This window comes from Pseudomonas sp. ADAK7 (assembly GCF_012935675.1).
Lineage (GTDB): Bacteria > Pseudomonadota > Gammaproteobacteria > Pseudomonadales > Pseudomonadaceae > Aquipseudomonas.
This window is the reverse complement of record NZ_CP052861.1, coordinates 3,285,386-3,311,667: the sequence shown is the minus strand read 5'-3', so window position 1 is coordinate 3,311,667 and position 26,282 is coordinate 3,285,386. Positions and strand designations below refer to the sequence as shown.

General features: G+C 61.0%; 25 protein-coding genes. 12 read left to right on the top strand and 13 right to left on the bottom strand.

The annotated features are described in order from the left end of the window. Positions 1-42: 42 nt before the first annotated feature. From HKK53_RS15465 to HKK53_RS15440, 6 genes are all read left to right on the top strand, one after another. On the top strand, positions 43-348 hold the full coding sequence (locus HKK53_RS15465) for a DUF3649 domain-containing protein (protein ID WP_169371540.1): 306 nt from the start codon (positions 43-45) through the stop codon (positions 346-348). Further along, complete coding sequence (locus HKK53_RS15460; RefSeq protein ID WP_169371539.1) at positions 345-1,925, top strand: PepSY-associated TM helix domain-containing protein; 1,581 nt, start codon at positions 345-347, stop codon at positions 1,923-1,925. The genes HKK53_RS15465 and HKK53_RS15460 overlap by 4 nt, the downstream gene beginning before the upstream one ends. Further along, a complete protein-coding gene (locus HKK53_RS15455; RefSeq protein WP_169371538.1) occupies positions 1,926-2,249 on the top strand; it encodes a DUF3325 domain-containing protein in 324 nt (107 codons plus the stop codon). After that, complete coding sequence (locus HKK53_RS15450) at positions 2,249-2,812, top strand: RNA polymerase sigma factor (protein WP_149657524.1); 564 nt, start codon at positions 2,249-2,251, stop codon at positions 2,810-2,812. The genes HKK53_RS15455 and HKK53_RS15450 overlap by 1 nt, the downstream gene beginning before the upstream one ends. After that, a complete protein-coding gene (locus HKK53_RS15445; RefSeq protein WP_169371537.1) occupies positions 2,809-3,798 on the top strand; it encodes a FecR family protein in 990 nt (329 codons plus the stop codon). Before HKK53_RS15450 ends, HKK53_RS15445 begins: the two co-directional genes overlap by 4 nt. 150 nt (positions 3,799-3,948) lie before the next feature. Beyond that, positions 3,949-6,378, top strand: coding sequence for a TonB-dependent siderophore receptor (locus tag HKK53_RS15440; RefSeq protein WP_169371536.1), 2,430 nt, complete (start codon positions 3,949-3,951; stop codon positions 6,376-6,378). Between the two features lie 147 nt (positions 6,379-6,525). On the opposite strand, the gene HKK53_RS15435 is transcribed toward HKK53_RS15440, so the two are convergent. Then, positions 6,526-7,401, bottom strand: a complete 876-nt coding sequence (locus HKK53_RS15435; RefSeq protein ID WP_169371535.1) for a helix-turn-helix transcriptional regulator — start codon at positions 7,399-7,401, stop codon at positions 6,526-6,528. Positions 7,402-7,540: 139 nt separating this feature from the next. Between HKK53_RS15435 and HKK53_RS15430 the strand changes: the two genes are divergently transcribed. Further along, complete coding sequence (locus tag HKK53_RS15430) at positions 7,541-8,443, top strand: DMT family transporter (RefSeq protein ID WP_169371534.1); 903 nt, start codon at positions 7,541-7,543, stop codon at positions 8,441-8,443. A 29-nt stretch (positions 8,444-8,472) separates the two neighbouring features. Here the strand turns inward: HKK53_RS15430 and HKK53_RS15425 are convergent, their stop codons facing one another. The 4 genes from HKK53_RS15425 to HKK53_RS15410 all read right to left on the bottom strand — a co-directional run bounded on the left by HKK53_RS15425 (position 8,473) and on the right by HKK53_RS15410 (position 11,999). Next, a complete protein-coding gene (locus HKK53_RS15425; protein ID WP_169371533.1) occupies positions 8,473-8,982 on the bottom strand; it encodes a DUF2165 family protein in 510 nt (169 codons plus the stop codon). Between the two features lie 180 nt (positions 8,983-9,162). Beyond that, positions 9,163-10,137, bottom strand: coding sequence for a 2-hydroxyacid dehydrogenase (locus tag HKK53_RS15420; protein ID WP_169371532.1), 975 nt, complete (start codon positions 10,135-10,137; stop codon positions 9,163-9,165). A gap of 179 nt (positions 10,138-10,316) precedes the next feature. Continuing rightward, positions 10,317-10,565 carry a DUF6124 family protein gene (locus tag HKK53_RS15415; protein WP_169371531.1) on the bottom strand — a complete coding sequence of 83 codons (249 nt, stop codon included), beginning with the start codon at positions 10,563-10,565 and terminating at the stop codon, positions 10,317-10,319. Positions 10,566-11,030: 465 nt separating this feature from the next. Continuing rightward, positions 11,031-11,999 carry a LysR family transcriptional regulator gene (locus tag HKK53_RS15410; RefSeq protein ID WP_169371530.1) on the bottom strand — a complete coding sequence of 323 codons (969 nt, stop codon included), beginning with the start codon at positions 11,997-11,999 and terminating at the stop codon, positions 11,031-11,033. Positions 12,000-12,180: 181 nt separating this feature from the next. On the opposite strand from HKK53_RS15410, the gene HKK53_RS15405 reads away from it, so the two are divergent. The 4 genes from HKK53_RS15405 (at position 12,181) to HKK53_RS15390 (ending at position 17,034) form a co-directional block, all read left to right on the top strand. After that, positions 12,181-13,680 carry an efflux transporter outer membrane subunit gene (locus HKK53_RS15405; protein WP_169371529.1) on the top strand — a complete coding sequence of 500 codons (1,500 nt, stop codon included), beginning with the start codon at positions 12,181-12,183 and terminating at the stop codon, positions 13,678-13,680. Between the two features lie 121 nt (positions 13,681-13,801). Further along, a complete protein-coding gene (locus tag HKK53_RS15400; protein WP_169371528.1) occupies positions 13,802-15,982 on the top strand; it encodes an FUSC family protein in 2,181 nt (726 codons plus the stop codon). After that, a complete protein-coding gene (locus HKK53_RS15395) occupies positions 15,972-16,172 on the top strand; it encodes a DUF1656 domain-containing protein (protein ID WP_007896379.1) in 201 nt (66 codons plus the stop codon). Before HKK53_RS15400 ends, HKK53_RS15395 begins: the two co-directional genes overlap by 11 nt. A gap of 10 nt (positions 16,173-16,182) precedes the next feature. Continuing rightward, entirely contained in the window at positions 16,183-17,034 is an 852-nt protein-coding gene (locus tag HKK53_RS15390; RefSeq protein WP_169371527.1) for an efflux RND transporter periplasmic adaptor subunit, read from the top strand. A gap of 115 nt (positions 17,035-17,149) precedes the next feature. Here the strand turns inward: HKK53_RS15390 and HKK53_RS15385 are convergent, their stop codons facing one another. Beyond that, entirely contained in the window at positions 17,150-17,548 is a 399-nt protein-coding gene (locus tag HKK53_RS15385) for a DUF4440 domain-containing protein (RefSeq protein ID WP_169371526.1), read from the bottom strand. Continuing rightward, positions 17,545-18,915, bottom strand: coding sequence for an MFS transporter (locus tag HKK53_RS15380; RefSeq protein ID WP_169371525.1), 1,371 nt, complete (start codon positions 18,913-18,915; stop codon positions 17,545-17,547). Before HKK53_RS15380 ends, HKK53_RS15385 begins: the two co-directional genes overlap by 4 nt. Before the next feature lie 109 nt (positions 18,916-19,024). Here HKK53_RS15380 and HKK53_RS15375 point away from each other — a divergent pair, with 109 nt between their 5' ends. Further along, positions 19,025-19,930 (top strand): LysR family transcriptional regulator, encoded by a 906-nt coding sequence (locus tag HKK53_RS15375; RefSeq protein WP_169371524.1) that lies wholly within the window; start codon positions 19,025-19,027, stop codon positions 19,928-19,930. Positions 19,931-19,936: 6 nt separating this feature from the next. On the opposite strand, the gene HKK53_RS15370 is transcribed toward HKK53_RS15375, so the two are convergent. The 6 genes from HKK53_RS15370 to HKK53_RS15345 form a co-directional block, all read right to left on the bottom strand. Further along, complete coding sequence (locus HKK53_RS15370) at positions 19,937-20,932, bottom strand: hypothetical protein (protein ID WP_178117455.1); 996 nt, start codon at positions 20,930-20,932, stop codon at positions 19,937-19,939. Positions 20,933-21,010: 78 nt separating this feature from the next. Beyond that, a complete protein-coding gene (locus tag HKK53_RS15365) occupies positions 21,011-22,033 on the bottom strand; it encodes a sel1 repeat family protein (RefSeq protein ID WP_169371523.1) in 1,023 nt (340 codons plus the stop codon). Positions 22,034-22,335: 302 nt separating this feature from the next. Further along, positions 22,336-23,160 (bottom strand): SDR family oxidoreductase, encoded by an 825-nt coding sequence (locus tag HKK53_RS15360; RefSeq protein ID WP_169371522.1) that lies wholly within the window; start codon positions 23,158-23,160, stop codon positions 22,336-22,338. Between the two features lie 32 nt (positions 23,161-23,192). Then, positions 23,193-23,657 (bottom strand): multidrug transporter, encoded by a 465-nt coding sequence (locus HKK53_RS15355; protein WP_169371521.1) that lies wholly within the window; start codon positions 23,655-23,657, stop codon positions 23,193-23,195. Positions 23,658-23,920: 263 nt separating this feature from the next. Further along, positions 23,921-25,372 (bottom strand): mannose-1-phosphate guanylyltransferase/mannose-6-phosphate isomerase, encoded by a 1,452-nt coding sequence (locus HKK53_RS15350; protein ID WP_169371520.1) that lies wholly within the window; start codon positions 25,370-25,372, stop codon positions 23,921-23,923. Positions 25,373-25,623: 251 nt separating this feature from the next. After that, complete coding sequence (locus tag HKK53_RS15345) at positions 25,624-26,277, bottom strand: alginate O-acetyltransferase AlgF (protein WP_169371519.1); 654 nt, start codon at positions 26,275-26,277, stop codon at positions 25,624-25,626. Between the last annotated feature and the right edge of the window lie 5 nt (positions 26,278-26,282).

Sequence of the window (26,282 nt, the reverse complement as noted above, 5' to 3'; positions counted from 1 at the left end):
TCGCGACGTTCACGGGGCCTCACCCGGTTTCAAGGTCGAAACATGAAAGGCAAAAGCAGCACGCTCCCCGTTTCCTACAGACTGGCGGTCACTTCGCGGGTATTGGCTGCCGTGCTGGGCGGTTATGTCGTCGCCGCGCTGGCCAGTGTCAGCCTGAGCCTGCTGCTGCCCATGGCCCGCGCCGAAGCGGTGATCACCGGGATGATGACCTCGTTTCTCGCCTACCTGATGGCGGCGCTCTGGTGCTTTGCCTGCCGCAGCGCCTGGCAGGCGTGGTTCGGCATGCTCGTGCCGAGCCTGGTGCTGGGCACGGTTTCCGGGCTGGCGTATTGGGCGGGCCAGCCATGAAAGAGGGTTTTCGTCAGGCCATGGCCTGGTTGCACACTTGGGTCGGTTTGATCTTTGGCTGGTTGCTGTTCGCGATTTTCCTGACCGGCACCCTCGCGTATTTCAAAGCCGAGACCAGCCACTGGATGCAGCCGGAAATTCCCGCGCGCTCGGTGTCTTCCGAAGCCAGCCTGACCCTGGCGCAAAATTATCTTCAGCAGCACGCGCCCAACGCATCGCGCTGGCTCATCGACCTGCCGACGGCCCGCGAGCCCGGCCTGACCGTACGCTGGCAGCAAGCCCCGGCGGAACCCGGCAAACGCGGCCAGTTCAGCAAAAAGACTCTCGACCCGCTCACCGGTGCCGAAGTGCAGGGCCGGGAAACCATGGGCGGCGAGTTCTTCTACCGTTTCCACTTTCAACTGCAAATGCCTTATCCGTGGGGCCGTTGGTTGTCGACCGCCGCGGCCATGCTGATGTTCATCGCGCTGATCACCGGCATCATCACCCACAAGAAAATCTTCAAGGAATTCTTCACCTTCCGCCCGCGCAAAGGCCAGCGTTCCTGGCTCGACGGGCACAACGCGGTGGGCGTGCTGGTGTTGCCGTTTCACCTGATGATCACCTACAGCAGCCTGGTAATTTTCATGGCGATGGTGATGCCCGCGGGCATTCTTGCTGCGTACAAGGGTGATGCCGGGGCATTTTTCGACGAGGTGTTCCCGGAGTCCAATACGCCGGCAGTTGCGGGTAAACCGAGCCCATTGGCCCCGTTGGCGCCGTTGCTGGAACGGGCCCGCGAACAGTGGTTAGAAGGGCAAGCCGGGAACCTGGCCGTGAACAATCCAGGCGATGCGAATGCCTCGGTGGTCCTGGAACGCGATAGCGCCGACGGCGTGGTCTACGACTATGGCCGGGCGCTGACCTTTGATGGCGTGACCGGCCAACTGCTCGGCACCACGGCGGAGCGTCCGATTCCGATGGCGATCGCCGGTGGTTTCTATGGGTTGCACATGGGCCATTTCGCCGGTCCGGTATTACGTTGGCTGTACTTCATTTGCGGTATGGCCGGCACGGCGATGATTGGCACCGGGCTGGTGATCTGGCTCGGCAAGCGTCAGCTCAAACATGCCAAGAGCGGTGTGATGCCGTTCGAATTGAAGCTGGTGGAAGTGCTGAACATCGCCAGCATGTCGGGACTGGTGATCGCCGTGGCGGTGTTCTTCTGGGCCAACCGCTTGTTGCCGGTGGCGCTGGCGCAACGGGCGGATTGGGAAGTGAACAGCTTCTTTATCGCCTGGGGCTTGAGCGTGCTGCATGCGATGGTTCGTCGTGGCCGCGCGGCATGGGTCGAGCAACTGGCGTTGGCCGCGGTGCTGTTCTGCGCGGTGCCGCTGCTCAATGGGCTGACCACGCCGTATCACTTGGGCGTGTCGCTGCGCCAAGGCGATTGGGCCATGGCTGGTTTTGATCTGACGTGCCTGGGCAGTGGCCTGTTCCTGGCGTGGGCTGCGTGGAAAATGCAGCGCGTCGGGAAAGCTGCAACCGTCACTCGCCAACGCGCCCGCCCCGTCACCCTTGAGCCTGAGGCGACCTGAATGTTGCTGGCCTTGTTGCTCTGCTACGGCGGATTTACCGCGCTCTGTCTGTCGATGGACCGGCATCACGCCGACCTTCTCGGGCGCAAGCCATCGGCCAAGCGCCGACGGCATATGAAACTTGGCGGCTGGCTGTTGCTGGCCTTGTCGTTGTGGGCGGCAGTGTCCGCGACCGGTTGGGGCCTGGGCCTGGTGGAGTGGTTCTCGGTGTTGATGTTCAGCGCGTTGCTGCTGGTGTTGCTGCTGCCGTATCGCCCGCGCCTGGCCATGTCATTGGCGGTGCTGGGCCTGATTGCCAGCCCCGTTTGCGCAGTGCTGAGCTGATGATCGCCAGCCCTCCGGAATCCCACGACGATGAGCACCGTGGCGCCCGTGCGCATTTTCTCCAGGTGTTCCTGTCCCAGCGTTCGCAGATGGAAGCGCTGGTGAGTCGGCGCGTCGGTTGCCGGGCGACGGCGGCGGATCTGGTGCAGGATTTGTTCCTGCGCTTCTGGCGCCGACCGCTGGTGCAGGTTGAAGAATTGAGCACTTATCTTTTGCGCTGCGCCGGCAACATCGCCATCGACCATTTGCGCAGCGAAGGCACGCGGGTGCGGGTCAACGAAGGCTGGATGCCGGATGCGCCGGACAGCCAGGGCAGCGAACCGCAAGCCGCGTTGGAGGCAGGCAACGATTTGCGCCACGTCGAAGCCGCGTTGCGTGCGTTGCCCGAGCGTACGCGGCAGATTTTCCTGCTCAACCGCATTCACGGCCGCAAGTACGCCGAGATCGCCAAGGCCATGGGTTTGTCCCAAAGCGCCGTGGAAAAACATATGATGCGCGCCCTCGACGCCTGCAAGGCCAGCCTGCGGGAACCCGAACCGCGCACGCCAAGGAAAGCACCGTGAAACACGCCGAACGCGTCACCCCGACGCCCGCCCAGGAACAGGCTGCTTTCGCTTGGCTGAGCCTGTTGCACGATCAGCCGAGCAGTGGCGATCAGCTCACGTTCAGTCACTGGCTGCAGGCCGATCCTGCGCACGCCGAGGCCTACGCTCAGGCGCAAGTGGTGTGGGAGTTGAGCGAAGTGCCGGCGCGCACCTTGGCCGATGAAGACGCATTGGCCCTGCAGGGTTATCTCAATGCGATGGACCGTTCGAAGCGCTCCAGTGTGCGGCGCTGGTCCGGGGCGTTGGCGATGGCCGCGTGTCTGGTGCTGATGGTCGGCCTCGGTGCGGGGTGGCAGCCGCTGCGTTGGGCCGATGATCTGGGCGCGGATTATGTCTCGGCACCGGGGGAAATTCGCACGGTGATCCTGGCGGATCAATCGCAAGTCACCCTCGATGCCGACAGCGCGATTGCCGTGGATTTCAGCCACGGCGAGCGCCATGTTGAGCTACGTCGCGGCGCCGGTTTTTTCAGCGTCACCCACACCGGCGAGCCGTTCGTGGTTGATGCCGAAAAGGGCCAGGCGCGGGTGCTCGGTACTCAGTTTGAAGTGCGCCTGCAACCTCATGGTGCACGGGTGACGGTGTTGTCCGGGCGCGTCGGTGTCACGGCAGATCGCAACGCCGAGCAGCAAATCCTCACCGCTGGCCAGCAGGTCGCGTATGGCGAGGGCTCGGCGGAAAAACTGCAGGCCGTGGACAGTGAGGCGCAGTTGGCGTGGCGTCAGGGTTGGCTCAATTACTACAAGGCGAGCCTGGCGGATGTGGTGCAGGACCTGCGCCGCTATTACCCGGGGCGGATCTTGCTGCTCAACGATGAACTGGCGGCGCGGCGGGTCAGCGGGAGTTTTCCGAGCAAGGATCCGCAGGCGGTGTTGAGTTCGTTGCAGGGGGTGTTGGGGTTTGAGCAGCATCACCTTTTGGGGCAGATGATTATTTTGCGCTGAGGCGACTGGCCCCATCGCGAGCAAACACCGCACAGCGCCAGATAAAAATATTTTCAAAATAATGATGAGGTAAACCCAATCCCCATCCGTGTAGTGACTGAAACTGCGAGTCATTCGCATCCCGCTGCGGTTCTACACAGGTCATGAGTAATGAAGTCCAGGGCAAATTCGGGTTCGGTCAAACAATGGTTCGGTGCCTCTGCGTTGAGTTTTTCGGCATTGGCATTGCTGCCGCTGAGCGTGGCCATCGGCGCTGAAACCGCCAGCACGCAACAGCGCACGCAATTCAATTTCGCCTTGGCCGCCAAACCGCTGCCCCAGGCCCTGAGCGACTTCAGCCGCATCACTGGCACCAGCGTGGTCTACACCGACGAAGCGCCCTACGGCCTCAACGCCCCGGCACTCAACGGGCAGATGAGCGCGGAACAGGCGATCCAGCGTTTGCTCAGTGGCTCCGGCTTCACCTTCCGCCGCACCGACGCCCACACCCTGGCGCTGGAGCCTGTCCCCACCGAAGGCACCCTGAACCTCGGCGCGACCACCATCACTTCGGTGCTTGATCAAACCCAGAGCTACCAGCCACCGCCGACCAGCAATGTGATGCGCAGCTCGGCGTTGCTCCAGGAAACCCCGCAGACCATCAACGTGATCCCGGCCCAGGTCATTCGCGACCAGGCGCCGCGCAATCTCGATGACGCCCTGGCCAACGTCAGCGGCATCACCCAGGGCAACACCCTGGCCAGCACCCAGGATTCGGTGATGACCCGCGGTTTCGGCGACAACCGCAACGGCTCGATCATGCGCGACGGCATGCCGATCGTGCAGGGCCGTGGCATGAACGCCACGGTCGATCGCGTCGAAGTGCTCAAGGGCCCGGCGTCCTTGCTCTACGGCATCCAGGACCCGGGTGGCGTGGTCAACATGGTCAGCAAGAAACCCGAACTGACCCAATACAACGCCCTGACCCTGCGCGGCTCGACCTACGGCGACGGCAAGAACGGCAGCGGCGGCGGCCTCGACAGCACCGGTGCACTGGGCGATTCCGGGTTGGCCTATCGCATGGTCCTGGACCACGAAGACGAAGATTACTGGCGCAACTTCGGCACCCACCGCGAGACCTTGGTGGCGCCGTCCCTGGCCTGGTTCGGCGAGAGCACCAAGCTGCTGTTCTCCTACGAACACCGGGAATTCCTCACCCCGTTCGACCGGGGCACGATCATTGATCCGCGCACCAACCACCCGCTGGACATCTCGCGCAACGAACGCCTCGACGAGCCGTTCAACAACATGGAAGGGCGTTCGGACCTGTATCACTTCGAGGCCGATCACGAGCTCAACGACAACTGGAACGCCCATTTCGGCTACAGCTGGAACCGCGAAACCTACGACGCCAGCCAGGTCCGCGTCACCGCGATCAACACCAGGAATGGCACCCTGACCCGGAGCATGGACGGCACGCAGAATGCGATCAGTACCGACCGCTTCACCACCGCCAGCCTCGAAGGCAAAGTCAATGTGCTGGGCATGCAGCACGACCTGGTGTTCGGCGTCGATGACGAGTACCGCAAGATCTACCGCGAAGACCTGATCCGCCAGAAAAGCCTGAGCACCTTCAGCTACGTCAATCCGGTCTACGGCCGCGAAGTTGCCGGCACTACCGTCAGCGCACCCGACAGTGCCCAGACCGATCAACTGCGCAGCGATTCGATCTTCGCCCAGGACTCGATTCACCTCACCGACCAGTGGATTCTGGTGGCCGGCGGGCGTTTCCAGGAGTACGACCAGTACGCCGGCAAAGGCGTGCCGTTCAAGGCGAATACCGACAACAACGGCCAGAAATTCGTGCCCCGCGCCGGGCTGGTCTATCGCTACACCGATGAGTTGTCGTTCTACGGCAGCTACACCGAATCGTTCAAACCCAACTCGACCATCGCGCCGTTGAGCGGCAGCACCGTGGTGCTCGACGGCAGCATCGCGCCGGAAGAAGCCAAGTCCTGGGAAATCGGCGCCAAGCTCGACATGCCGGGTCGCATCACGGGCGACATCGCCCTGTTCGATATCAAGAAACGCAACGTGCTGATCGCCAACGCCGAAGGCCCGACGACCATTTACAGCGCTGCTGGGGAAGTGCGTTCCCGGGGGCTGGAAATCGATCTGACTGGCCAGCTCACTGACCGCTGGAGCATGATCGGCAGCTATGCCTACACCGACGCCGAAGTCACCGAAGACCCGGACTACAAAGGCAAGAAACTTCAAAACGTCGCCAAGAATACGGGCTCGCTGTCGGCGGTCTACGACTTCGGCACCATTGTTGGTGGGGATCAGTTGCGGGTCGGCGCCGGTGCGCGCTATGTCGGCGAGCGGGCGGGGGATGCGCCGAATGATTTCGACCTGCCGGGTTATACCGTGGCTGACGCCTTCGCTACTTACGACACCAAAGTCGAAGGGCAGAAGGTCAAGTTCCAGCTCAACGTGAAGAACCTGTTCGACCGCACCTACTACACCTCGGCGGCGAGCCGCTTCTTTGTGTCGATGGGGGATTCACGGCAAGTGTCGCTTTCCAGCACATTGGAATTCTGAGCACAGAGCGCGTCATCGTTCTTCGCGGGCAAGCCTCGCTCCTACACGGGTTCATTGTCGAATCGCATTTTCGCGATAAACACACATTCCCTTTAGGAGCGAGGCTTGCCCACGAAGGCGATCTGCCAAACACAAAACATCTCAGGCCTAACGCAAAAACGCCTGCCGATACTCCCCAGGCGTCCCCCCCAACACCTGCCGAAACCGATTGGTGAAATGACTCGCACTGGCAAACCCGCACGCCAGTGCAATCTCCCCCAACGGCTGCGCCGTCGAACGCAACAACTCCCGCGCCCGACTCATGCGCCGCGCCAGCACATATTGATGGGGCGGCAAGCCGAAACTCTCGCGGAACATGCGCGCGAAGTGGTATTCCGACAGCGCGCACAATCCGGCTAATTGCCCCAGGCTAATGGCTTCGGCCAACTGACTGTCGATGAACTCCACCAACTGCCGGCGCTGATGTGCGGCCAGGCCACCCTTGAGCCTTAACCCCTGGCGCAGGCCGACCTGACTCAATAAGGCATGGCTGAGCATTTCATGGGCCAGGCTGCTGGTGAGCACGCGTTCGCCCGGCTCTTCCCAATTCAGCGTGAGCATCTGCCGAAAGCGCTGGGCTTGTTGGGGGTCGTCGATAAAAGTGCCTTCACGCAATTGCAGTTCCCGCGGTTCACGGTCCAGCAGCGTGACGCAGCCGAGGGCGAATTGTTCTGGGCTGAAATACAGGTGGGCCAGGCGAATGTCGCCGTTGATCACCCAGCCTGACTGGTGCTCGGCGGGCAGGATGCACAGTTTGTCCGGGCCGCCCTTGGTACCGGGTTGGTCGCGGCGAAAAGTGCCGGTGCCGCCGGCGATGTAACAGGACAGGGTGTGATGAGTCGGCGCTTCGTAGTCCTGGGCGTCGTGATGATTGCTCCACAAGGCTGCAGCCATGCCGTCACCGAGCTCGGCGCTGTGCTCGAGGCGAGCATTGGGCGAGCGGTTGAGGGCTTGAAAGACTTGCAGGGTTTCCAGTGCGGGCATGATCGTTTTCTCTCCAACGCTTCGCATCCTACTCCGTAGACCTTGGCCTGCCAGCCCGTCGGCCGACAAAAGCGCAAGTTTATGCAAGTGCACCCATCACTGGCGCAGGACACTGGGCACCTATCGAGGAGCCTTTGCCATGAACCTGTCGTTATACCTGTTGACCGTGTTGATCTGGGGCACCACCTGGATTGCCTTGAAATGGCAACTGGGCGTGGTGGCCATACCGGTGTCGATCGTCTATCGCTTCGGCCTCGCGGCGTTGGTGCTGTTTGTGATGCTGCTGCTCAGTCGGCGCCTGCAAGTGATGAACCGTCGCGGGCACCTGATCTGCCTGGCCCAGGGCTTGTGCCTGTTCTGCGTCAACTTCATGTGCTTCCTGACGGCCAGCCAGTGGATCCCCAGCGGCTTGGTCGCCGTGGTGTTTTCCACCGCCACCCTGTGGAACGCCCTGAACGCGCGGGTGTTCTTCGGTCAGAAAATCGCCCGCAACGTATTGATGGGCGGCGCGCTGGGCCTGTTGGGCCTTGGCCTGCTGTTCTGGCCGGAACTGGCCGGGCATACCGCCAGCCCGGAAACCTTGCTCGGCCTGGGCCTGGCCCTGTGCGGCACCTTGTGTTTCTCGGCCGGCAACATGCTGTCGAGCCTGCAACAGAAGGCCGGGCTCAAACCCCTGACCACCAACGCCTGGGGCATGGCCTACGGTGCGGCGATGCTGACCGTGTGGTGCCTGGTCAAAGGCATCCCGTTCGACATCGAATGGAATGCGCGCTACCTCGGATCGCTGCTGTACCTGGTGATCCCCGGCTCGGTGATCGGCTTCACTGCTTACCTGACGCTGGTCGGGCGCATGGGCCCGGAACGCGCGGCGTACTGCACGGTGTTGTTCCCGGTGGTGGCGCTGAATGTCTCGGCATTTGCCGAAGGTTACCAATGGACCGCGCCGGCACTGGCGGGCCTGGTGTTGGTGATGTTGGGTAACGTGCTGGTGTTTCGCAAGCCCAAGGCAACACTAGTGCAGGGCAACGGCAAACTGGCCTGAAGCAATATGAAGATCGGGCGCAAACATCTTCAGCGCTCGATCTTCAGCACCACGAAAATCAACAAGGGAAGAATAAAATCGACGATGTGCCGAGCCCAATCCTTGGCATTCCAGGTTTGTGATTCGTCCATGTTGAACCATTCAACACCGACAACTTGCAAACAGACGTAATAGATGAAAATCGCAATCAGCAGTCCGACGATGGATAACTTCTTGGCTTCATGGAAAGCGTCCGCTGAAGCGTTGATGTTTTTAAGTAATTGATAAGTGCCGATCAGGCAGCAGACGGTATACATAACCTCCAGCGTGATGATGATCCAGTAGATTCGGTGATGAAGCATCGGCGAGGTAATGGCGCGGTCGGTGATGTTGGTATTTTCCCGGGTAGTGTCCATGCTCAGGATGTGTCCGACATATTCGTAGTTGCTGCTGTAGTCGGTGAAGTTGCTATACATCACCAGCAGTCCGAAAAAGCTGAAGAATGCCATGAGAATGAATTTGCTGTAGCGGGTAAGTTGGTCAGTGGTTAGTTGGTTCAATGGGGGCTCTCCGTAGCCAGAACTCGTGTTAGTCGAGTCAATAGTGCGGAGTCTATAGGGTGGATTGATATTTTGGCGGCGGACTGAATGTCAAGGTGTGTATCAACCTTTAGTTGTCCACCGCGACAATTGAACGTTAATAAAAAGCGGGCAGGTGCTGAATACACCTGCCCGTTTTTTTCAGCCTTTCCAGACCTGCGGGTTCACCAGGTCTTGCGGCCGCTCACCGAGCAAGGCGCTGCGCAAGTTGGCCAGGGCACGATTGGCCATGGCTTCTCGGGTTTCGTCGGTGGCGGAGCCGATGTGCGGCAAGGTCACGGCGTTTTTAAGCTGAAACAATGGCGATTCGGCCAGCGGTTCTTTCTCGTAGACATCCAGGCCCGCGCCGCGAATCCGCTTGGTTTGCAGCGCCTCGATCAGCGCCGGTTCATCCACCACCGGGCCGCGAGCGATGTTCACCAGTATTGCGCTCGGCTTCATCAGGGCCAATTCGCGGTGGCTGATCAGGTGTTTGGTCTTCTCGCTGAGCGGCACCACCAGGCAGACGAAATCCGCTTCCGCCAGCAACTGATCGAGGCTGCGGAACTGCGCACCGAGTTCCTGCTCCAGCTCGGTCTTGCGGCTGTTGCCGCTGTAGATAATCGGCATGTTGAAACCCAACCGGCCACGGCGGGCAATGGCCGCGCCGATATTGCCCATGCCGACAATGCCCAACGTCTTGCCATGCACATCGCAGCCGAACAGCGGTGCGCCGACGGTCGCTTGCCACTGGCCGGCCTTGGTCCAGGCATCCAGTTCAGCGACGCGCCGGGCGCTGCTCATGAGCAAAGCGAACGCCAGATCGGCAGTGCTTTCGGTGAGCACGTCCGGGGTGTTGGTCAGCATGATCCCGCGTTCGTTGAAATAGGCGACGTCATAGTTGTCGTAACCCACCGAGACGCTGGACACCACTTCCAGTTTGGCCGCGTTTTCCAGTTGCGCGCGACCGAGTTTGCGACCGACACCAATCAAGCCATGGGCGTGGGGCAGGGCTTCGTTGAACTGGGCGTTGATGTCGCCGTTTTTCGGGTTCGGCACGATCACGTCGAAATCCTGTTTCAAACGCTCGATCATTTCGGGGGTGACACGGCTGAAGGCGAGGACGGTTTTTTTCATGGGAAGCGGCTCGGCGGGCGGTGGTGAATGCCAAGCACGCTAACATTCTTTTTGGGCGTTAGGCGAGGTCCCGAAGATCGTTCCCATGCTCTGAGTGGCTCTGTATGGGACGCGGAGCGTCCCGGGCTGCATTCCCACGCAGAGCGTGGGAACGATCCGATCAGTGCGATCAGTTCAGGTCAGTCCTGCGGATCGAGGTTGTCCAGCGCTCGGTTCACCGACAGTTCGGCCAGCATGATGACTTGCTGGATGCCGAGCATGGTGTTGCGGTGGGTGCCTTCGAGGAATCCGGCAAAGTCACTGGTCATGACGCTGGCCGAGGCGAGGGATTCGCTGGCGTAGACCATCAGGGTTTCGGTGGTGGCGTTGGGGGCGACCTGGAACAGGTGGCTGGGGGTGTGAGGGGGATTCGGTGTGGGCTTGAACATAAGTTCGTTACTCCATGTTGGGATCAATGGAGCTGCCACTTCCGTTTTCCAGACGAGGGGTGGCAGCCGTGCGCGGACTGGAAAAACCGGTCAATCCCAACCAAACCCGGCAGACCCGAAGGTCTCCCGCGCACAGCCGCCATAACATTGCGTGCAGAAAAAAGCGCCGCAGTATGCCATGTGCAGAGGTTGAGAGCCGATTCGGGTTTTCCAGACCCGGTCACTGATGCGTCAGCGACCCCCAAAGCCTACCCATCTCCCTTCCCACACACCAACCGTCAAAACACGTCGGAAACATCCTCAAATATTCGAAATTTGTAAGACTGTCTGTAGGCTCCTACAAGGGGATCAGGCATTGACGATCGTTCCCACGCTCTGCGTGGGAATGCAGCCCGGGACGTTCCGCGTCCCTTCCGGAGCCGAACGCGGAGCGTGGGAACGATCAGCTAACAACGTAATAGACATTCAATTCGCCAACCGCGCCCCACCCAGACTCCCGCTTAATTCATACGCCGCCAACTCCGCCTGATGCGCGGCCAATATCTCCGGCAGCGACCCGCGCAGGTACTCGACCCAGGTCTTGATCTTCGCATCCAGGTACTGCCGCGACGGGTAGATTGCGTACAGATTTAACTCCTGCGAGCGGTAGTTCGGCATCACCCGCACCAGCGAGCCATTGCGCAAGCCTTCAATCGCCGCATACACCGGCAGCACGCCCAGGCCCATGCCGCTGATGATGGCGGTTTTCATCGCGTCGGCGGAGTTGACCAGAAACGGCGAGCTACTAATGGTGACCATTTCCTGGCCATCCGGGCCGTCGAAGGTCCATTTCTCCAGCGGGATCACCGGGCTCACCAGGCGCAGGCACGCGTGGTTGAGCAAGTCGCTGGGCTTGTGTGCGCAGCCGTTGGCTTTCACGTATGCGGGGGAGGCGCAAACGATGCTGTAGGTGATGCCCAGGCGCTGGGAAACGAAGCCCGAGTCCGGCAGTTCGCTGGCGAGCACGATGGACACGTCGTAGCCCTCGTCCAGCAAGTCCGGCACGCGGTTGGCCATGGTCAGGTCGAAGGTCACGTCCGGGTGGGTCTTGCGGTAGCGGGCGATCGCATCAATGACGAAGTGCTGGCCGATGCCGGTCATGGTGTGCACTTTCAGCTGCCCGGCCGGACGGGCGTGGGCGTCGCTGGCTTCGGCTTCGGCTTCTTCGACGTAGGCCAGGATCTGCTCGCAGCGTAATAGATAGCGCTTGCCGGCCTCGGTCAGGGCGATGCGGCGGGTGGTGCGGTTGAGCAGACGGGTTTGCAGGTGGGCTTCCAGGTTGGAGACCGCGCGCGAGACGTTAGCCGTGGTGGTGTCCAGTTGCACGGCGGCGGCGGTGAAGCTGCCGGCCTCGGCCACGTAACTGAAGGCGCGCATGTTTTGCAAAGTGTCCATGGGGTGCTCTCGGGTTCGATGGCAAATTGTGACACGAAGTTTCAGGGTCTGAGACCCCGACCAAGGGATTATCGCAGTAACGGTAACAAAGATTCACAGGAATCCCAGCTTATCGCCAACAAGGCCCACCCCTAGAATTGCTCCTCGCAGGAATAACTCCCCACCTCAGGAATTTTCAGCAGTGCCGCGTCGCATCAACAGAGCGCTCAAGACGCTCAGTGTTTTGGCTTTAACCCTGGCAATCAGCGGCTGCATCGGTACCGCAGGCATTGCCCCGCAAGGCAAAGCGCTGGAGGCCGATTCCCTGGCCACCGACGACGCCATCCAGAACGCTGCACAGGACGCTCACTGGCCCACCGCGCAATGGTGGCAGGCCTATCGCGACCCGCAACTGGACCGCTGGATCGACCTCGCCGTACAAGGCAGCCCGACCATGGCCATGGCCGCCGCGCGGGTGCGTCAGGCCCGGTCCATGGCCGGCATCGCCGAGGCTGCCGAGTCGTTGCAGATCAATGGCGAATCGACCCTCAAGCGCCACAACTGGCCGACCGATCAGTTCTACGGCCCCGGCGAACTGTCCAACACCACCACTTGGGACAACAATGCCGCGCTGGGCTTCAGCTACGCCCTCGACCTTTGGGGCCGCGAAAGCAACGCCACCGAGCGCGCTGTGGACATGGCGCACATGACGGCGGCGGAAGCACGGCTGGCCCAACTCGAATTGCAGAACAACATCGTGCGCGCCTATATCGAACTCTCGCTGCATTACGCGCAACGGGACATCGTCGCCGCGACGCTGAAGCAGCAACAGCAGATTCTCGACCTCGCACAAAAACGTCTGAACGGCGGCATCGGCACCCATTTCGAAGTCAGCCAGGCCGAAACCCCATTGCCGGAAACCCATCGACAGATCGATGCGCTCGACGAAGAAATCGCCCTGAGCCGCAACCAACTCGCCGCTTTGGCAGGCAAAGGTCCAGGGGAGGGCGCGCAGTTGCAGCGACCGACTCTGTCGCTGGGTGCCGCACTGAAACTGCCATCGTCGCTGCCCGCGCAATTGCTCGGTCAGCGCCCGGACGTGGTCGCCGCCCGTTGGCAAGTCGCAGCCCAGGCCCGCGGCATTGATGTTGCCCATGCTGGTTTCTACCCCAACGTCGACCTGGTCGGCAGCCTCGGCTACATGGCCACGGGCGGCGGGGCGCTGGAGTTCCTGACCGGCAAGAAACTCAACTACAGCGTCGGCCCGGCGATCTCGCTGCCGATTTTCGATGGCGGCCGCTTGCGCTCGGAATTGGGTGAAGCGTCTGCCGGGTACGACATCGCCGTGGCCAAGTACAACCAGACGCTGGTGAATGCGCTGAAAAATATCTCCGATCAACTGATCCGCCGCGAGTCCATGGATAAGCAGCAAGTGTTCGCCGCCGAGTCGGTGGCCACGGCGCAGAAGACCTACGACATCGCGATGATCGCCTACCAGCGCGGGCTCACGGATTACCTCAATGTGCTGAATGCCCAGACCTTGTTGTTCAAGCAGCAGCAAGTGCAGCAGCAGGTTCAGGCGGCGCGGTTGAGTGCGCATGCGGAGTTGGTAACGGCGCTGGGTGGTGGGCTCGGTGCCGGTAGCGATGTGCCGACAGACAGCCAGACGGCCGCACCGAAAACCCCGGCGCTTCTTAAGTGAAAACCACACCTGTAGGAGCAAAGCTTGCTCGCGATGGCGCCCATGAAATCGCCGTCGCGGGCAAGCCATGCTCCTACAGGCAGGTTTCGAGCCTCGACCGAATTTCATTGAGCAGGATCTGATGACTCCCTTGCCCGCACCTCTGCGCTGGCTCTACTCCCTCGAATGGCGCCGGGGTTTCTACGACTGGGCACGCAGTGACGGCGTGACCTGGGTCTACATTTTCAAAGTGCTGCTCGCCGCGTTCCTGACCCTGTGGCTGGCCATGCGCCTGGAGCTGCCGCAACCGCGCACGGCGATGATCACCGTGTTCATCGTCATGCAGCCGCAAAGCGGTCATGTGCTGGCGAAGAGTTTCTATCGCTTCCTCGGCACGCTCGCCGGGTCGGCGGTGATGGTGTTGCTGATCGCCTTGTTCGCGCAAAACACCGAACTGTTCCTCGGCTCGCTGGCGATCTGGGTCGGCCTGTGCACCGCTGGCGCCGCGCGCTATCGCAACTTCCGCGCCTACGGTTTTGTCCTCGCCGGCTACACCGCAGCGATGGTCGGCTTGCCGGCATTGGCTCACCCCGATGGCGCGTTCATGGCGGCAGTCTGGCGGGTGCTGGAAATCTCCCTGGGAATAATCTGCTCGACCGTGATCAGCGCCGCGATCCTGCCGCAAACCGCCAGCGCCGCGATGCGCAACGCCTTGTATCAGCGCTTCGGCGTGTTCGCCTTGTTCGTCACCGACGGCTTGCGCGGTCGCAGCAAACGCGAGGCTTTTGAAGCCAGCAACGTGCGCTTCATCGCCGAAGCCGTGGGCCTGGAAGGCTTGCGCAGCGTCACGGTGTTCGAAGACCCGCACATGCGTCGGCGCAATGGTCGGCTCAGCCGCTTGAACAGCGAGTTCATGAGCATCACCACCCGCTTCAACGCCTTGCACCAATTGCTCGAACGCTTGCGCAGCAGCGAGGCGGATCACGTGGTGGCGGCAATCAAACCCGGTTTGCAGGACCTCGCCGAATTGCTCGACGGCTTCAGTGGCCGAGCGCTGACCAATGCCGATGCCGCACGCCTGGTCACGGCGTTGACCGCGTACAAGGAAGGCTTGCCGGCGCGGGTGCGCAGCCTGCGGGCGATCTTCCAGGAGAGCGAGCCGAGCGACGCCGAGCAACTGGATTTCCACACCGCGTATGAATTGCTCTATCGCTTCGTCGACGATTTGCACAGTTATGCACAGACCCACGCGTCCCTGGCCGATCACAGCCACGCCCGCGAGCAGTGGGATGAACCGTTCACCCCGCAAACCAACTGGTTGGCGTCGGCAGCGTCGGGCATTCGCGCGGCGTTTATCCTGGTGGTGCTCGGCAGCTATTGGGTCGCGACCGCGTGGCCGAGCGGGGCGACGATGACGTTGATTGCGGCCGCCACCGTGGGCCTTTCGGCGGCGACGCCGAACCCGAAACGCATGGCGTTCCAGATGGCTTGCGGCACCTTGCTCGGCGCATTGATCGGCTTCGTCGAGATGTTTTTTATCTTCCCCTGGATCGACGGTTTTCCGTTGCTGTGCGTGATGCTCGCGCCGGTGATCGTGCTCGGCTCGTTCCTCACTTCACGCCCGCAATACGCCGGGGTCGGACTCGGGTTGCTGATCTTCTTCAGCACCGGTTCGGTGCCGGACAACCTCACGGTCTACAACCCCTACACCTTCATCAACGACTACATCGCCATGGTCCTCGGCATGTTGGTGTGCGCCGCTGCCGGGGCGATCATCCTGCCGCCGAACAGCCGCTGGTTGTGGCGGCGACTGGAGCAGGATTTGCGCGAGCAAGTGGTGTATGCGATCAGCGGCAAGCTCAAGGGCTTGGGTTCGAGTTTTGAAAGCCGCACCCGGGATCTGCTGCACCAGGCTTACGGCTTGGCGGTCGGTTCACCGCAAGTGCAACGGGACTTGCTGCGCTGGATGTTCGTGGTGCTGGAAGTCGGTCACGCGATCATCGAGTTGCGCAAGGAACAGGCGATTCTGCCGGTGCATCCGGCCTATGCCGAATCCCAGCCGTGGCGCCAGGCGATCCGGGTGATGGGGCGTTCGCTGGTGCGGCTGTTCCTGCAACCGAGCCAGAGCAACCTCGAACGCGGGTTGATCGCCGTGGACCATGCGATCAGTCGTGTGCAAGCCACCGACGAACCGTTCGCCCCGCACTTCGACACCTCGGCGCTGCGTCGGGTGAAGAGCTACCTGCACTTTATCCGCACGTCATTGCTGGACCCGCAATCACCGCTCACTGCTTATGCCAAAGGACTTCAACATGCCGCGTGAAATCGCCTTCCACGGCGTGTACATGCCGACCATGACGCTGATGTTTTTCATCGCCGCGGCACTGGCCTGGGCGCTGGACCGGTTCCTGTCCGGGTTCGATTTGTACCGCTTCTTCTGGCACCCGGCGTTGCTGCGCCTGAGTTTGTTTACCTGTCTGTTCGGCGCCCTGGCGCTGACTGTCTACCGTTGAGTACGCATTGATGAAAAAGCTGTTCAGCCTGCTCGCCACCCTGTTGGTGCTGGCCCTCGCCATATGGATCGGCCGGACCCTGTGGGTGCATTACATGGACACCCCATGGACCCGCGACGGCCGGGTGCGCGCCGACATCATCAACGTCGCCGCCGACGTCACCGGCGAAGTGGTGGACGTGCCGGTGCGCGACAACCAACTGGTGAAAAAGGGCGACCTGCTGATGCAGATCGACCCCGAGCACTACCGCATCGCGGTAAAACAGGCGCAGTCATTGGTGGCGTCACGCAAGGCCACCTGGGAGATGCGCAAGGTCAACGCCCACCGCCGCGCCGACATGGACGCGCTGGTAATCTCCAAGGAAAACCGCGACGACGCGAGCAACATCGCCGACTCGGCCCTGGCCGATTACCAACACGCCCAGGCGCAACTGGAAGCCGCCGAACTGAACCTCAAGCGCACCGCCGTGCGCGCGGCAGTGGACGGCTACGTCACCAACCTCAACGTCCATCGCGGCGACTACGCGCGCATCGGCGAAGCGAAAATGGCCGTGGTCGATATGAACTCGTTCTGGGTCTACGGCTTCTTCGAAGAAACCAAATTGCCCCACGTGCGGGTGGGCGATAAGGCCGACATGCAACTGATGAGCGGCGAAGTGCTCAAGGGGCATGTGGAGAGTATTTCCCGCGGGATTTATGACCGGGATAACCCGGAGAGTCGCGAGCTGATTGCGGACGTGAACCCGACGTTCAACTGGGTGCGATTGGCGCAGCGGGTGCCGGTGCGGATTCACATTGATGAAGTGCCAGAGGGGGTGCTGTTGGCGGCGGGGATTACCTGCACGGTAGTAGTGAATCAATGAAGATCATTCCCACGCTCTGCGTGGGAATGCATCCAGTGACGCTCCGCGTCACAGATTGGGACGCAGAGCGTCCCGGGCATCGCGCTACCACGCGGAGCGTGGGAGAGATCGGGGCTCACGCGCTACAAAACGTCTCCTGCAAATGCCGCCAAACTATCCGCCCCGATGGTCCTTTTTCAAACACCACCGTAGACCGCCGATCCGAATGCAACCCCGTCGCATCGGTCTGCTGCTCGCGATAGCTCACCGTCGCGCCATGTTCGTGTAGCGCAATCCCACGCAGCTCGCTGAGCTCAATCCTGAACCCGCTCTTCTTCCCGCCCGCCATCCGAAACAGCGCACTCAACGCCTCCAGGTCCAGCACCCGACCCAACGGTGAGACCATGGAAAACTGTGGCGAAAACCGCCCCAGCAATCGGGCTAGCGCGGCGTCGTTTTCCTCCACGGCAAACCACTGTTCAATCGCCACGTGGGCCTGGATCACTTCGTCAAAATAGTCGGTGTAGTCAGTCATGCGGATTTTTCCTGAAGGGGAGGTGAGGTTAGCAGGGTCAGCACGTTCGTCGAGTCGAAGCGCAGCACGGCGGCCATCGGCACTACGGTCAGCAGTGCGGCGGCGAGGAAGCAATAGTTGAAACCTTGGGAGCCTAATGCGCCGAGCAATGAACTCAAGAGCGCCGCGCCGAGGCAGAAACCGAGTTGGCGATTGATGTTCCACAGGGCACTGGCGTGGCCCATTTTTTCCGGCGTTATGCCGACAAAGGCCAAGGTCTGCGCAGTGACGCTGCACAGGCTGCCACCCAGGCCCATCATGGCGTAGGCAACGATCAGCAGTGGGCCGGCGGGTTGTTCGATGCGCATCAGCAGCACAATGCCAAGGCATTGCAACAGCATGCCGCTGATCAGCAACGGCTTGGGGCCGATGCGATTGAAACTGCGTTTGCCCATCATGATCGCCACCCCCGAGCCTGCCGCCCACGGCAACATCAGCGCACCGATTTGCGCCGCGCCGAAACCGAGCTCGTGCAGGTACAACACGGCAATCAGGTTAGTACCGGTGAATATGCCGGGGACACACAGGTAGATCAGCATCGCCAGGCGCAGTGATGGATTTTTGATCAGTTGCAGGTCGAGGATTGCCGCGGGTTTGCGCCAGCCGTCGCGCAGGTACAACGCCGCCATAGCGGCGCTGAGGATCAGCCCGAGCAGGCCGAAAATGCGCGTGTCGGGCTCGCTCAACAGGCTCACGGCAATCAACAACAGACTCAGGGCCGCGACGGCGAGCAGCAGGCCACGAACGTCCAGTGTCGGGCGTTCGGTAGAGGCTTTTTCGGGTTTCAACCAGAGCAGGCCGAGCCCGAAGGCGAGCAACGCCACCGGCAAATTCAGGTAGAAAATCCAGCGCCAGGACAACGCCTGAACGATCAACCCACCGGCCGCCGGCGACAGTGCCGGCACCATCAACGCCACCAGCAACACCACGCCGGTGAAATGCGCACGCTGGGCCGGGGGAAACTGTCGATAGGCCAACGCCTGGCCGACCGGGAGCAACAACCCGCCACCGAGCCCTTGCAGCAATCGCCAGCCGATCAGGCTTTCAATCGACCCGGCTTGGGCCACCAACCCCGAGGCGATGCCGAACAACAGCAAGGATGCGAGGATCAGCCGCCGCTCACCGACCCGCGCCGCCAGCCACACACTCATCGGAATGATCAGCGTCAGCCCGAGCATGTAGGCGTTGCCGATCCACGCCAGTTCGGTGACGGAGGCGTGCAGTTCCCGGGCGATGTCGGGGTAGGCGATGGTGGCGACGAACATGTTCAGCAGGTCAAGGGCGAACCCCAGCAAATACACCAGCGCGACTTTCGAGCGATAGGCCATGGCAGCTTCCTTGTAATAGACGTGCAGGGTAGGGCGCTGGCGGGGTTAGGAAAACGCTGGTTTGACTGCTAGTTTGTCAAAATTATTTTGACAAAGGAGTGGCGCGCACATGGTTAGCCTGGACCGTTTCGACACCTTCAAAGCCGTGGTCGAGGCCGGGTCGTTGACGGCTGCCGCCGAGACCCTGGGCCAGACCCGCGCCGTGGTGAGCTTCAATCTCAAGCGGCTGGAAGAGGAACTGGGCGTCACGTTGCTGACCCGCAGCACCCGTCAATTGGCCCTGACCGACGCCGGCGAACGGTTTTATCGGCGCTGCCTGCGCACCCTGGACGAAGCGCGACTGGCGATCGAAGAGGCCCGTTCGGAGCACTCGCAACTCAAGGGCACCTTGCGCATCACCACCACCGTGGAGTTTGCCCTGGCCCAGGTGGTGCCAGCGCTGGAGGTGTTTCGCGAGCAACAACCGCAGTTGAACATTCACCTGTCCACGTCCTCGACCCACGCCGACCTGATCTCCGAGCGTTTCGACGTGGCGATCCGGCTGGGGCGCATGCACGACTCCAATCTGCGAGCAGTGCAGTTGTCGACGTTCGAGATTTTTGCCGTGGCGGCGCCGGGGTTGATCGAGCGTTTCGAAGCCGCCGATACGCTGGCGGCCGTGGAATCGTTGCCGACCCTGGGGCATGGGCGAGTGCCGGAATTGACGGTGACCGACCCGGCCGGGACCGAGCATCTGTACCAACCCAAACCGGGTAGAACCGCGATTGTCGCCGACAATTCGGCGACGCTGCGGGCGTTTGCGCTGACCGGGCAAGGCGTGGCGATATTGCCGCAATGGCTGATTCAGGAGGATCTGGACGCAGGGACGTTACGGCGTTTGTTGGCGGATCACCGGTTTGCGCCACAAGGGGTGTACGCGTTGTACCCGGACACCCGGCATTTGCCGCTGAAGGTGCGGGCGTTTATTGATTTTATGAAGGGCTGGGGTTTGGACCCCGGGCCTCTTCGTTGGTAAGGCGTCTTACCGTTGCGCCTGGCTGAGGATGACTTCGGCCTTCTTCACTGCATCAGCCACGTCCAGTTCTTTGTCACTGAGCAGCGCCATGACCTGCGGATTCTGCAGGACGTCGGCATTTGCGCTGTGCAACTGAGCCTGTCGTGAAATGATCACATACGCGTAAAACTGATCACGGGTGCTGAACTCGGGACGAGCACTCGCCACGGCCAGTGCGTTCCCCATAAAGGCATGGCGATCTTTCGGCGACAATCCCTTGAAGGTGTCGGGGAACTGCAGATGGATGTTCGCCGAGTACACCGCGATGTTTTCCTCTCGCGCTTGCTTGCCCACCTCGTCCTTGCTGGTCACGTTCTTGCTCAGTTGCTCGTAACCTTTTTCGCCTTCGCTGAGTTGCTGCGGGTTCATTCGTTGTTTCAGCGAGTCGATCTTTGCCGTGTCGTCGAGAACTCTGGCCCAACTGTAAGCCACGGGCAGATTGGCTTTGTTGGTATGCATACGAATCAGGGTTTGCTGGGAATCCGGATCGCCATGGCGTGCCGAGCGTTCCAGCCAACGTATACCGAGGTCGAGGTCCGGCGTCTGTCCGTACATGCCATAGGCAAAGCTCTGGAACATGCCGAACTCGGCGCACGAGTCATTTCTGACTGCGGAATACGCCATATAGCCGAAGGCTTCCCGGTCGCGCTGGGGGCTGTCCTTGCTCGTGTCCTGTTCCGCGATGCTGGCCAGATAACACAAGGCTCGCTCGTGGGTGGGCGCGGCCATGATCAGGCAACTGCGAGCTTGCTCGGGCTTTTTGTCGTTGTACAACTGGTAGCCGATGCCGTAGAGCAGATCGCTGTCCATGTCGAGGTTGCAATACTCGTTGGCGACGGCTTGCGGCAACAGCTCCTTGAGGCTGAGATTGGGCAGGGTGGCGTTCAGCGTCTCATCCGGTGAAGCTCCGCAGCCGACCAAAAGGCTGGTCATGATCCATGGCAGTACGTTTAGCAATTTCAATGAAAATTCCCTGATCGCAATGAGGTAACAGCGAGCATGGAGCGAGAGAGCAAGCTCCCTCGCCACCGCTGTGTCGGTTTACCTGTAGAACTTGTTGACCACCAGCAGGCCATGCTCGATGGTTTCAGCGACCGACAACTCGTCATCTTCCATGAGGGCGACGATCCTCTGGTCATTCGCGATATCCGTGTCAGGTTTTTTCAGCTGAGCGGCGCGATTGATCACGATATAGCTCAGCACGTGACCACGGCTTTTGGTGAACGGCAGGTCAATGGCTTTGTACATCGACTGCTTCACGTAGTCGTAGCGCTCGGCAGACGACAGGCCTTTGAAGGTGTCCGGATAGTCTTGATAGATTTCGGCGGAGTAACGGCCGACGTCTTCTTCCCGCGCTTCGGCGAACATGGCTTTTTTGCTGGTGACCTGGCCGGCGAGCTCGGTGTAACGCTTCTCACCGTCGGCGATTTGCGCGGCGGTCATCTTGGTTTTCAGGGCATCGGTAGCGGTCGTGTCATCGGCCTTGGCCATGATCTTTGTCCAGGCGTAGGCGGCGACCAGGTTGCCTTGCTCTTCGTACTGCTCGATCAGTTCCTTCTGAGCCTCGGGGTAACCATGCACCGAAGAACGCTCAAGCCAACGGCTGGCCAGCGCAGGATCTTGCTTGGCTCCGCTGCTGCCGTATTGGTAGGCCTGATACAGACCGTATTCTGCGCACCAGTCATTCTGCGTCGCCGAATAGGCCATGTAATTGAAAGCGTCGCTGTTGCGTTGATCCGGGGTTTTGCTTTCGTCCTGGCCGGCGATCATCGACAGATAGCAGAAGGCGCGAGGGTGTTTCGGCGCGGCCAGTTCCAGGCAGCTTTTGGCGGTGTCCCATTCCTGATCGCCGTACAGTTGAAAACCGAGGCCGAACAGAATGTCGCTGTCCATTTGCGCATTGCACTGTTTATTGCTGGACGGTGACGGCAGCACACTTTGCAAGGTCAACTTGGGCAGCGTGTCGTTGAGGGATGACGCTTGGCTGGTGGTGTGTTCGGAGCTGGCGCTGCAGCCGGCCAACAAGGCAACAAAGGCCAGTGGCAGCACGTTGAAAACGTTCAATGGATATTCCCTGATCTGCGATTGAATAGAGGTCGCATGGAACGGGCAGGGGAAGAGCGGGAAGGCAAAGCAATCCGTGCTTCAGTTTTATGCCAGCGATTCCATGCTGTTTGAGTCGGCGTAAATGCGTCGATTTGTCTCAAGTGCGCGCATTCTACTCAAAGCACCCGGGCATACAAACCTGTATCGAGGCAGCACCGGCGGTGTGATCGAGTTGTTGTTGCGCCATGGACAACACCATGGCGCTGCTCAGTCTGATGATGAGCGTGACGGTCTGGCGCGATCAGACTGGTTTGCCGCGCTCAGAGTTGGCGATTCAAACCGAAGCGCCTCATCAAGGTCGACTCCAGCAAGCCCTTGGGCAGCAACGTTGCCAGCAACGGCAATGCCCGGCTGCCATTGCCGATGCGGATCAGCCGTGGCGGTTTGCTCTGTTGCACTGCTTTGAGCAACTCAGCGGCAAACTCACGGGTTGGCGTGGGTTTGTCCTGCGACGCCTTGGCCCGTGCACGGATGCCTTCGCGCAGCGGCCACCAGGGCGATTGTTCGGTGATCAATTGCTCGGCTTCATGGCCGGCATTCTTGGCGAAGCTGGAGGCGATGGCGCCGGGCTGGACTTCCATCACGCGGATGCCGAACGGCGCCAGTTCCATGCGCAGCGCGTCGCTCAGGGCATGCACGGCGGCTTTCGAGGCGCAGTAGGCGCCGGCGAACGGCGTGACCAGAACACCGGACACACTGCCGATATTCACCACCAGACCCTTGGCCCGGCGCAACACCGGGAATAGCGCTCGGGTGACGCCGATCACCGCAAACACATTGGTTTCAAACTGGCGCTGCATCGCCGGCACGCCACCGTCGAGCAACGGCCCCATGGCGCCGTAACCGGCATTGTTGATCAGCACATCGAGGCCGCCATGTTGCTGGTTGATTCGCTCGCTCAACAGTTCGAGTGCCGCGCCATCGTTGACGTCCAGTTGCACCGCCGTGAAACCGGCCGCAGCCAGAACCGCGACGTCTTCAGCCTTGCGGGCGCTGGCCCAGACTTGGTAACCGGCCGCTTTAAAGGCGTCGGCCAGGGCGCGGCCGATGCCGCTGGAACAACCGGTAATCAACGCAACGGGCATGGCGCGGTCCTTGTGCAAAAGAAGTGGGGGGATCAGTCGGAGAAACTACCTTGCAATCGCTCGGCGCGAAACTCCAGGGTTTGCGGGCGGTAACCGGGGCGCAGCGGTGGCAATGGCAAACAGTCTTCCCAATTGGCGCCAGCCTGCAATTCACCGGGGCCGCGATAGCGCGGGGCGGCGTATTGATTGTCGGCCAGGTTCACCGTGTCCCCCGGAGCGTAGGCCGCAATGCGCCAGCGCAGTTCGGTCAGCGGCACGTCGTTGCCGTTGTTCATGGTCAGCTGCAACGGGCGATCCGCGGGACAGTGTTCCGGGGCGTAGGTAATGCGCAACTCAAGGCGCGCCAGTTGCTTGACCTCGCGGTTATCCATCCAGATCACCCAGGTGGCGACCAGGCCCAGGCCAACGGCCGCGGCGATGGACACCGGCAAGGCTTTGGCGGGGTAGCGCAGCAACAGGATCAGCCAGGTGATGACCAGCAGGACGCCGATGAACATGTCGCACAACCTCGGGGAAATAAAAGGTCATCCTACCTAAGCGTAGGGGAGGTTGGCGATGGGCATGATCGTTCCCACGCGCAGCAAAGGAATGCAGCCCGGGACGCTCCGCGTCCCATTGGAACGCGGAGCGTCCCTTGAGGCATTCCCACGCAGAGCGTGGGAACGATCAACCCTCCTGGCAAAAAAAAGCCCCCGACCAACCCACTGCGGATAGGGAAAACGCAGTGGGCTCGACGAGGGCTTTTTATTGGGCTGAACGCTTACTGCGCGATGGTTTTCACCGACACGCCGCGCTCGATCGGGGTGGAGCGACCGTAGATATCTTCAAACCGCTCGATATCGTCTTCACCCAGGTAGCTGCCCGATTGCACTTCGATGATCTCGAGTGGAATCTTGCCCGGGTTGCGCAGACGGTGGACCGAAGCGATTGGAATGTAGGTCGACTGGTTCTCGCAGAGCAGGAACACGTTTTCGTCGCAGGTCACTTCGGCGGTGCCGCTGACCACGATCCAGTGTTCGGCGCGGTGGTGGTGCATTTGCAACGACAGGCATGCGCCCGGCTTGACCGAGATGTGCTTGACCTGGAAGCGGCCGCCCATGTCCACCGAGTCGTAGGAACCCCACGGACGATAGACTTCGCAGTGGTTCTGGGTTTCGCTGCGGCCCTGTTCGTTGAGGGTGTTGACCATTTGTTTCACGCCTTGGACCGAGTCCTTGTGGGCGATCATCATGGCGTCCTTGGTTTCGACGACCACGATGTTTTCCAGGCCGATCACCGACACCAGTTTGCCGTTGCCGTGGATCATGCAGTTCTTGCTGTCCTGGATGACCACGTCGCCCTTGGACACGTTGCCATTGGCGTCTTTTTCATTCACTTCCCACAGCGACGCCCAGCAACCGACATCGCTCCAGCCAGCGGTCAGTGGTACGACGCAGGCGCGCTGGGTTTTTTCCATCACCGCGTAGTCGATGGAGTTGTCCGGGCAGCAGGCGAAGGTGGCTTCGTCAAAGGTGATGGTGTCGGCATCTTGCTCGCTGCGCTCAAGGGTCAGCAGGCAGGTGTCGTAGATGTCCGGGTCGTGCTTTTTCAGCTCTTCGAGGAAGCGGCTGGCGCGGAACAGGAACATGCCGCTGTTCCAGAAATAACCGCCGGATTCAACGTATTCGGTGGCGCGTTTGACGTCTGGTTTTTCGACAAAATGCGAGACGCGGCTGACGCCTTCGGGCAGCAGCGAATCATTGGTCGACTTGATGTAGCCGTAACCGGTTTCCGGTTTGGTGGCCGGGACGCCGAACAGCACCATTTCGCCGTTTTCGGCAGCGACAGTGGCCAGGGCCAGGGCGCGTTGCAGGGCTTTCTGATCTTCCAGCACGTGGTCGGCCGGCAGCACCAGCATCAACTCGTCGCGGCCTTCATTGACCAGCATCATCGCGGTCAGGGCCACGGCCGGTGCGGTGTTGCGACCGAACGGTTCCATCAGGATGCGCTGTACTTCCAGCTTACGGTTGTTCAACTGCTCGTTGACGATGAAGCGGTGGTCCTTGTTGCAGACCACGATCGGGGAGTCCATGCCTTCGAACACCAGGCGTTCCAGGGTTTGCTGGAACAGGGTGTGCTCGCCGGTCAAGGCCAGGAACTGTTTAGGGAACTGTTTACGCGAAAGCGGCCAAAGACGTGAGCCGCTACCACCTGACAAGATTACCGGAATCATGTTGTTACTCCTTAAAATCGATTGGTTAGAGCTACTGCGTTCTGTCGTTTCACTCTTGTTCTTATTCCGTAGTCAGACCGGATCCTGTAGCAGCTGCCGAGCCTGCGAGGCTGCGTTCGGCGGCGGAGCCGTCGTCAATCCAGACAACGCGGTCTCTCTGAAAGACCGCATTCATCGGTTTTGCGACGGCTTTGCCGCCGGACGCAGGCTTCGCCAGCTGCTACAAAGGGATCACCGTTCTGACAAATGTATTAGCGCGTCGAAACCGGGCGTTTTACCCAGACTGGCGACAGGCTGGAGCCTTTGCCGGTGACGTACAGCACGGCCGCTTCACCGCGTTCCAGGGCAACCGGCTTCACTTCGCCGACTTTGGTGGCGCCGTCATACAGGGCCAGGCTGACTTTCACCGGGTTGATTTCGCGCTCGCCACGGCCTTTGGCCGCGACCGACGGAACCACTTCGGTCTTGCCGTCAGCGGTTTTCAGGGTCAGGGCCTTGTCGCTCAGGTTCTGCACGCGAACCAGGGATTTCTGCTTGTTCTTGAACGGCGGCTCTTCGATCAGTTGTGGCGCGCCGCTGGCGTTGTTGACCAGGGTGTAATAGTGGTCACCGGCAAGTTTGACCGGCAGGGTCTGGCTGCCGACCTTGGCGCTGTAGTCGCCGCCCGGCATGAAGCTGAAGTCGGTGCTGGCCAGTGGCGCAACATCGCTCAGGTTGGTGGTGCCGACGGTGGCGCTGACTTCAGCATTACCGGCGTTGTAGACCCGGACGAAGGACGAGCCTTTCGGTGCGGTCGGGCCATAGAGTGCGGCGTCGCCAGCGAAGGCGGACATCGACAGGACGCTCATGCCAGCAACAAGAGCAAAAGTCTTCGCGAGACGGCGAGGAGTAGTAGTGAAAGTCATGGTAG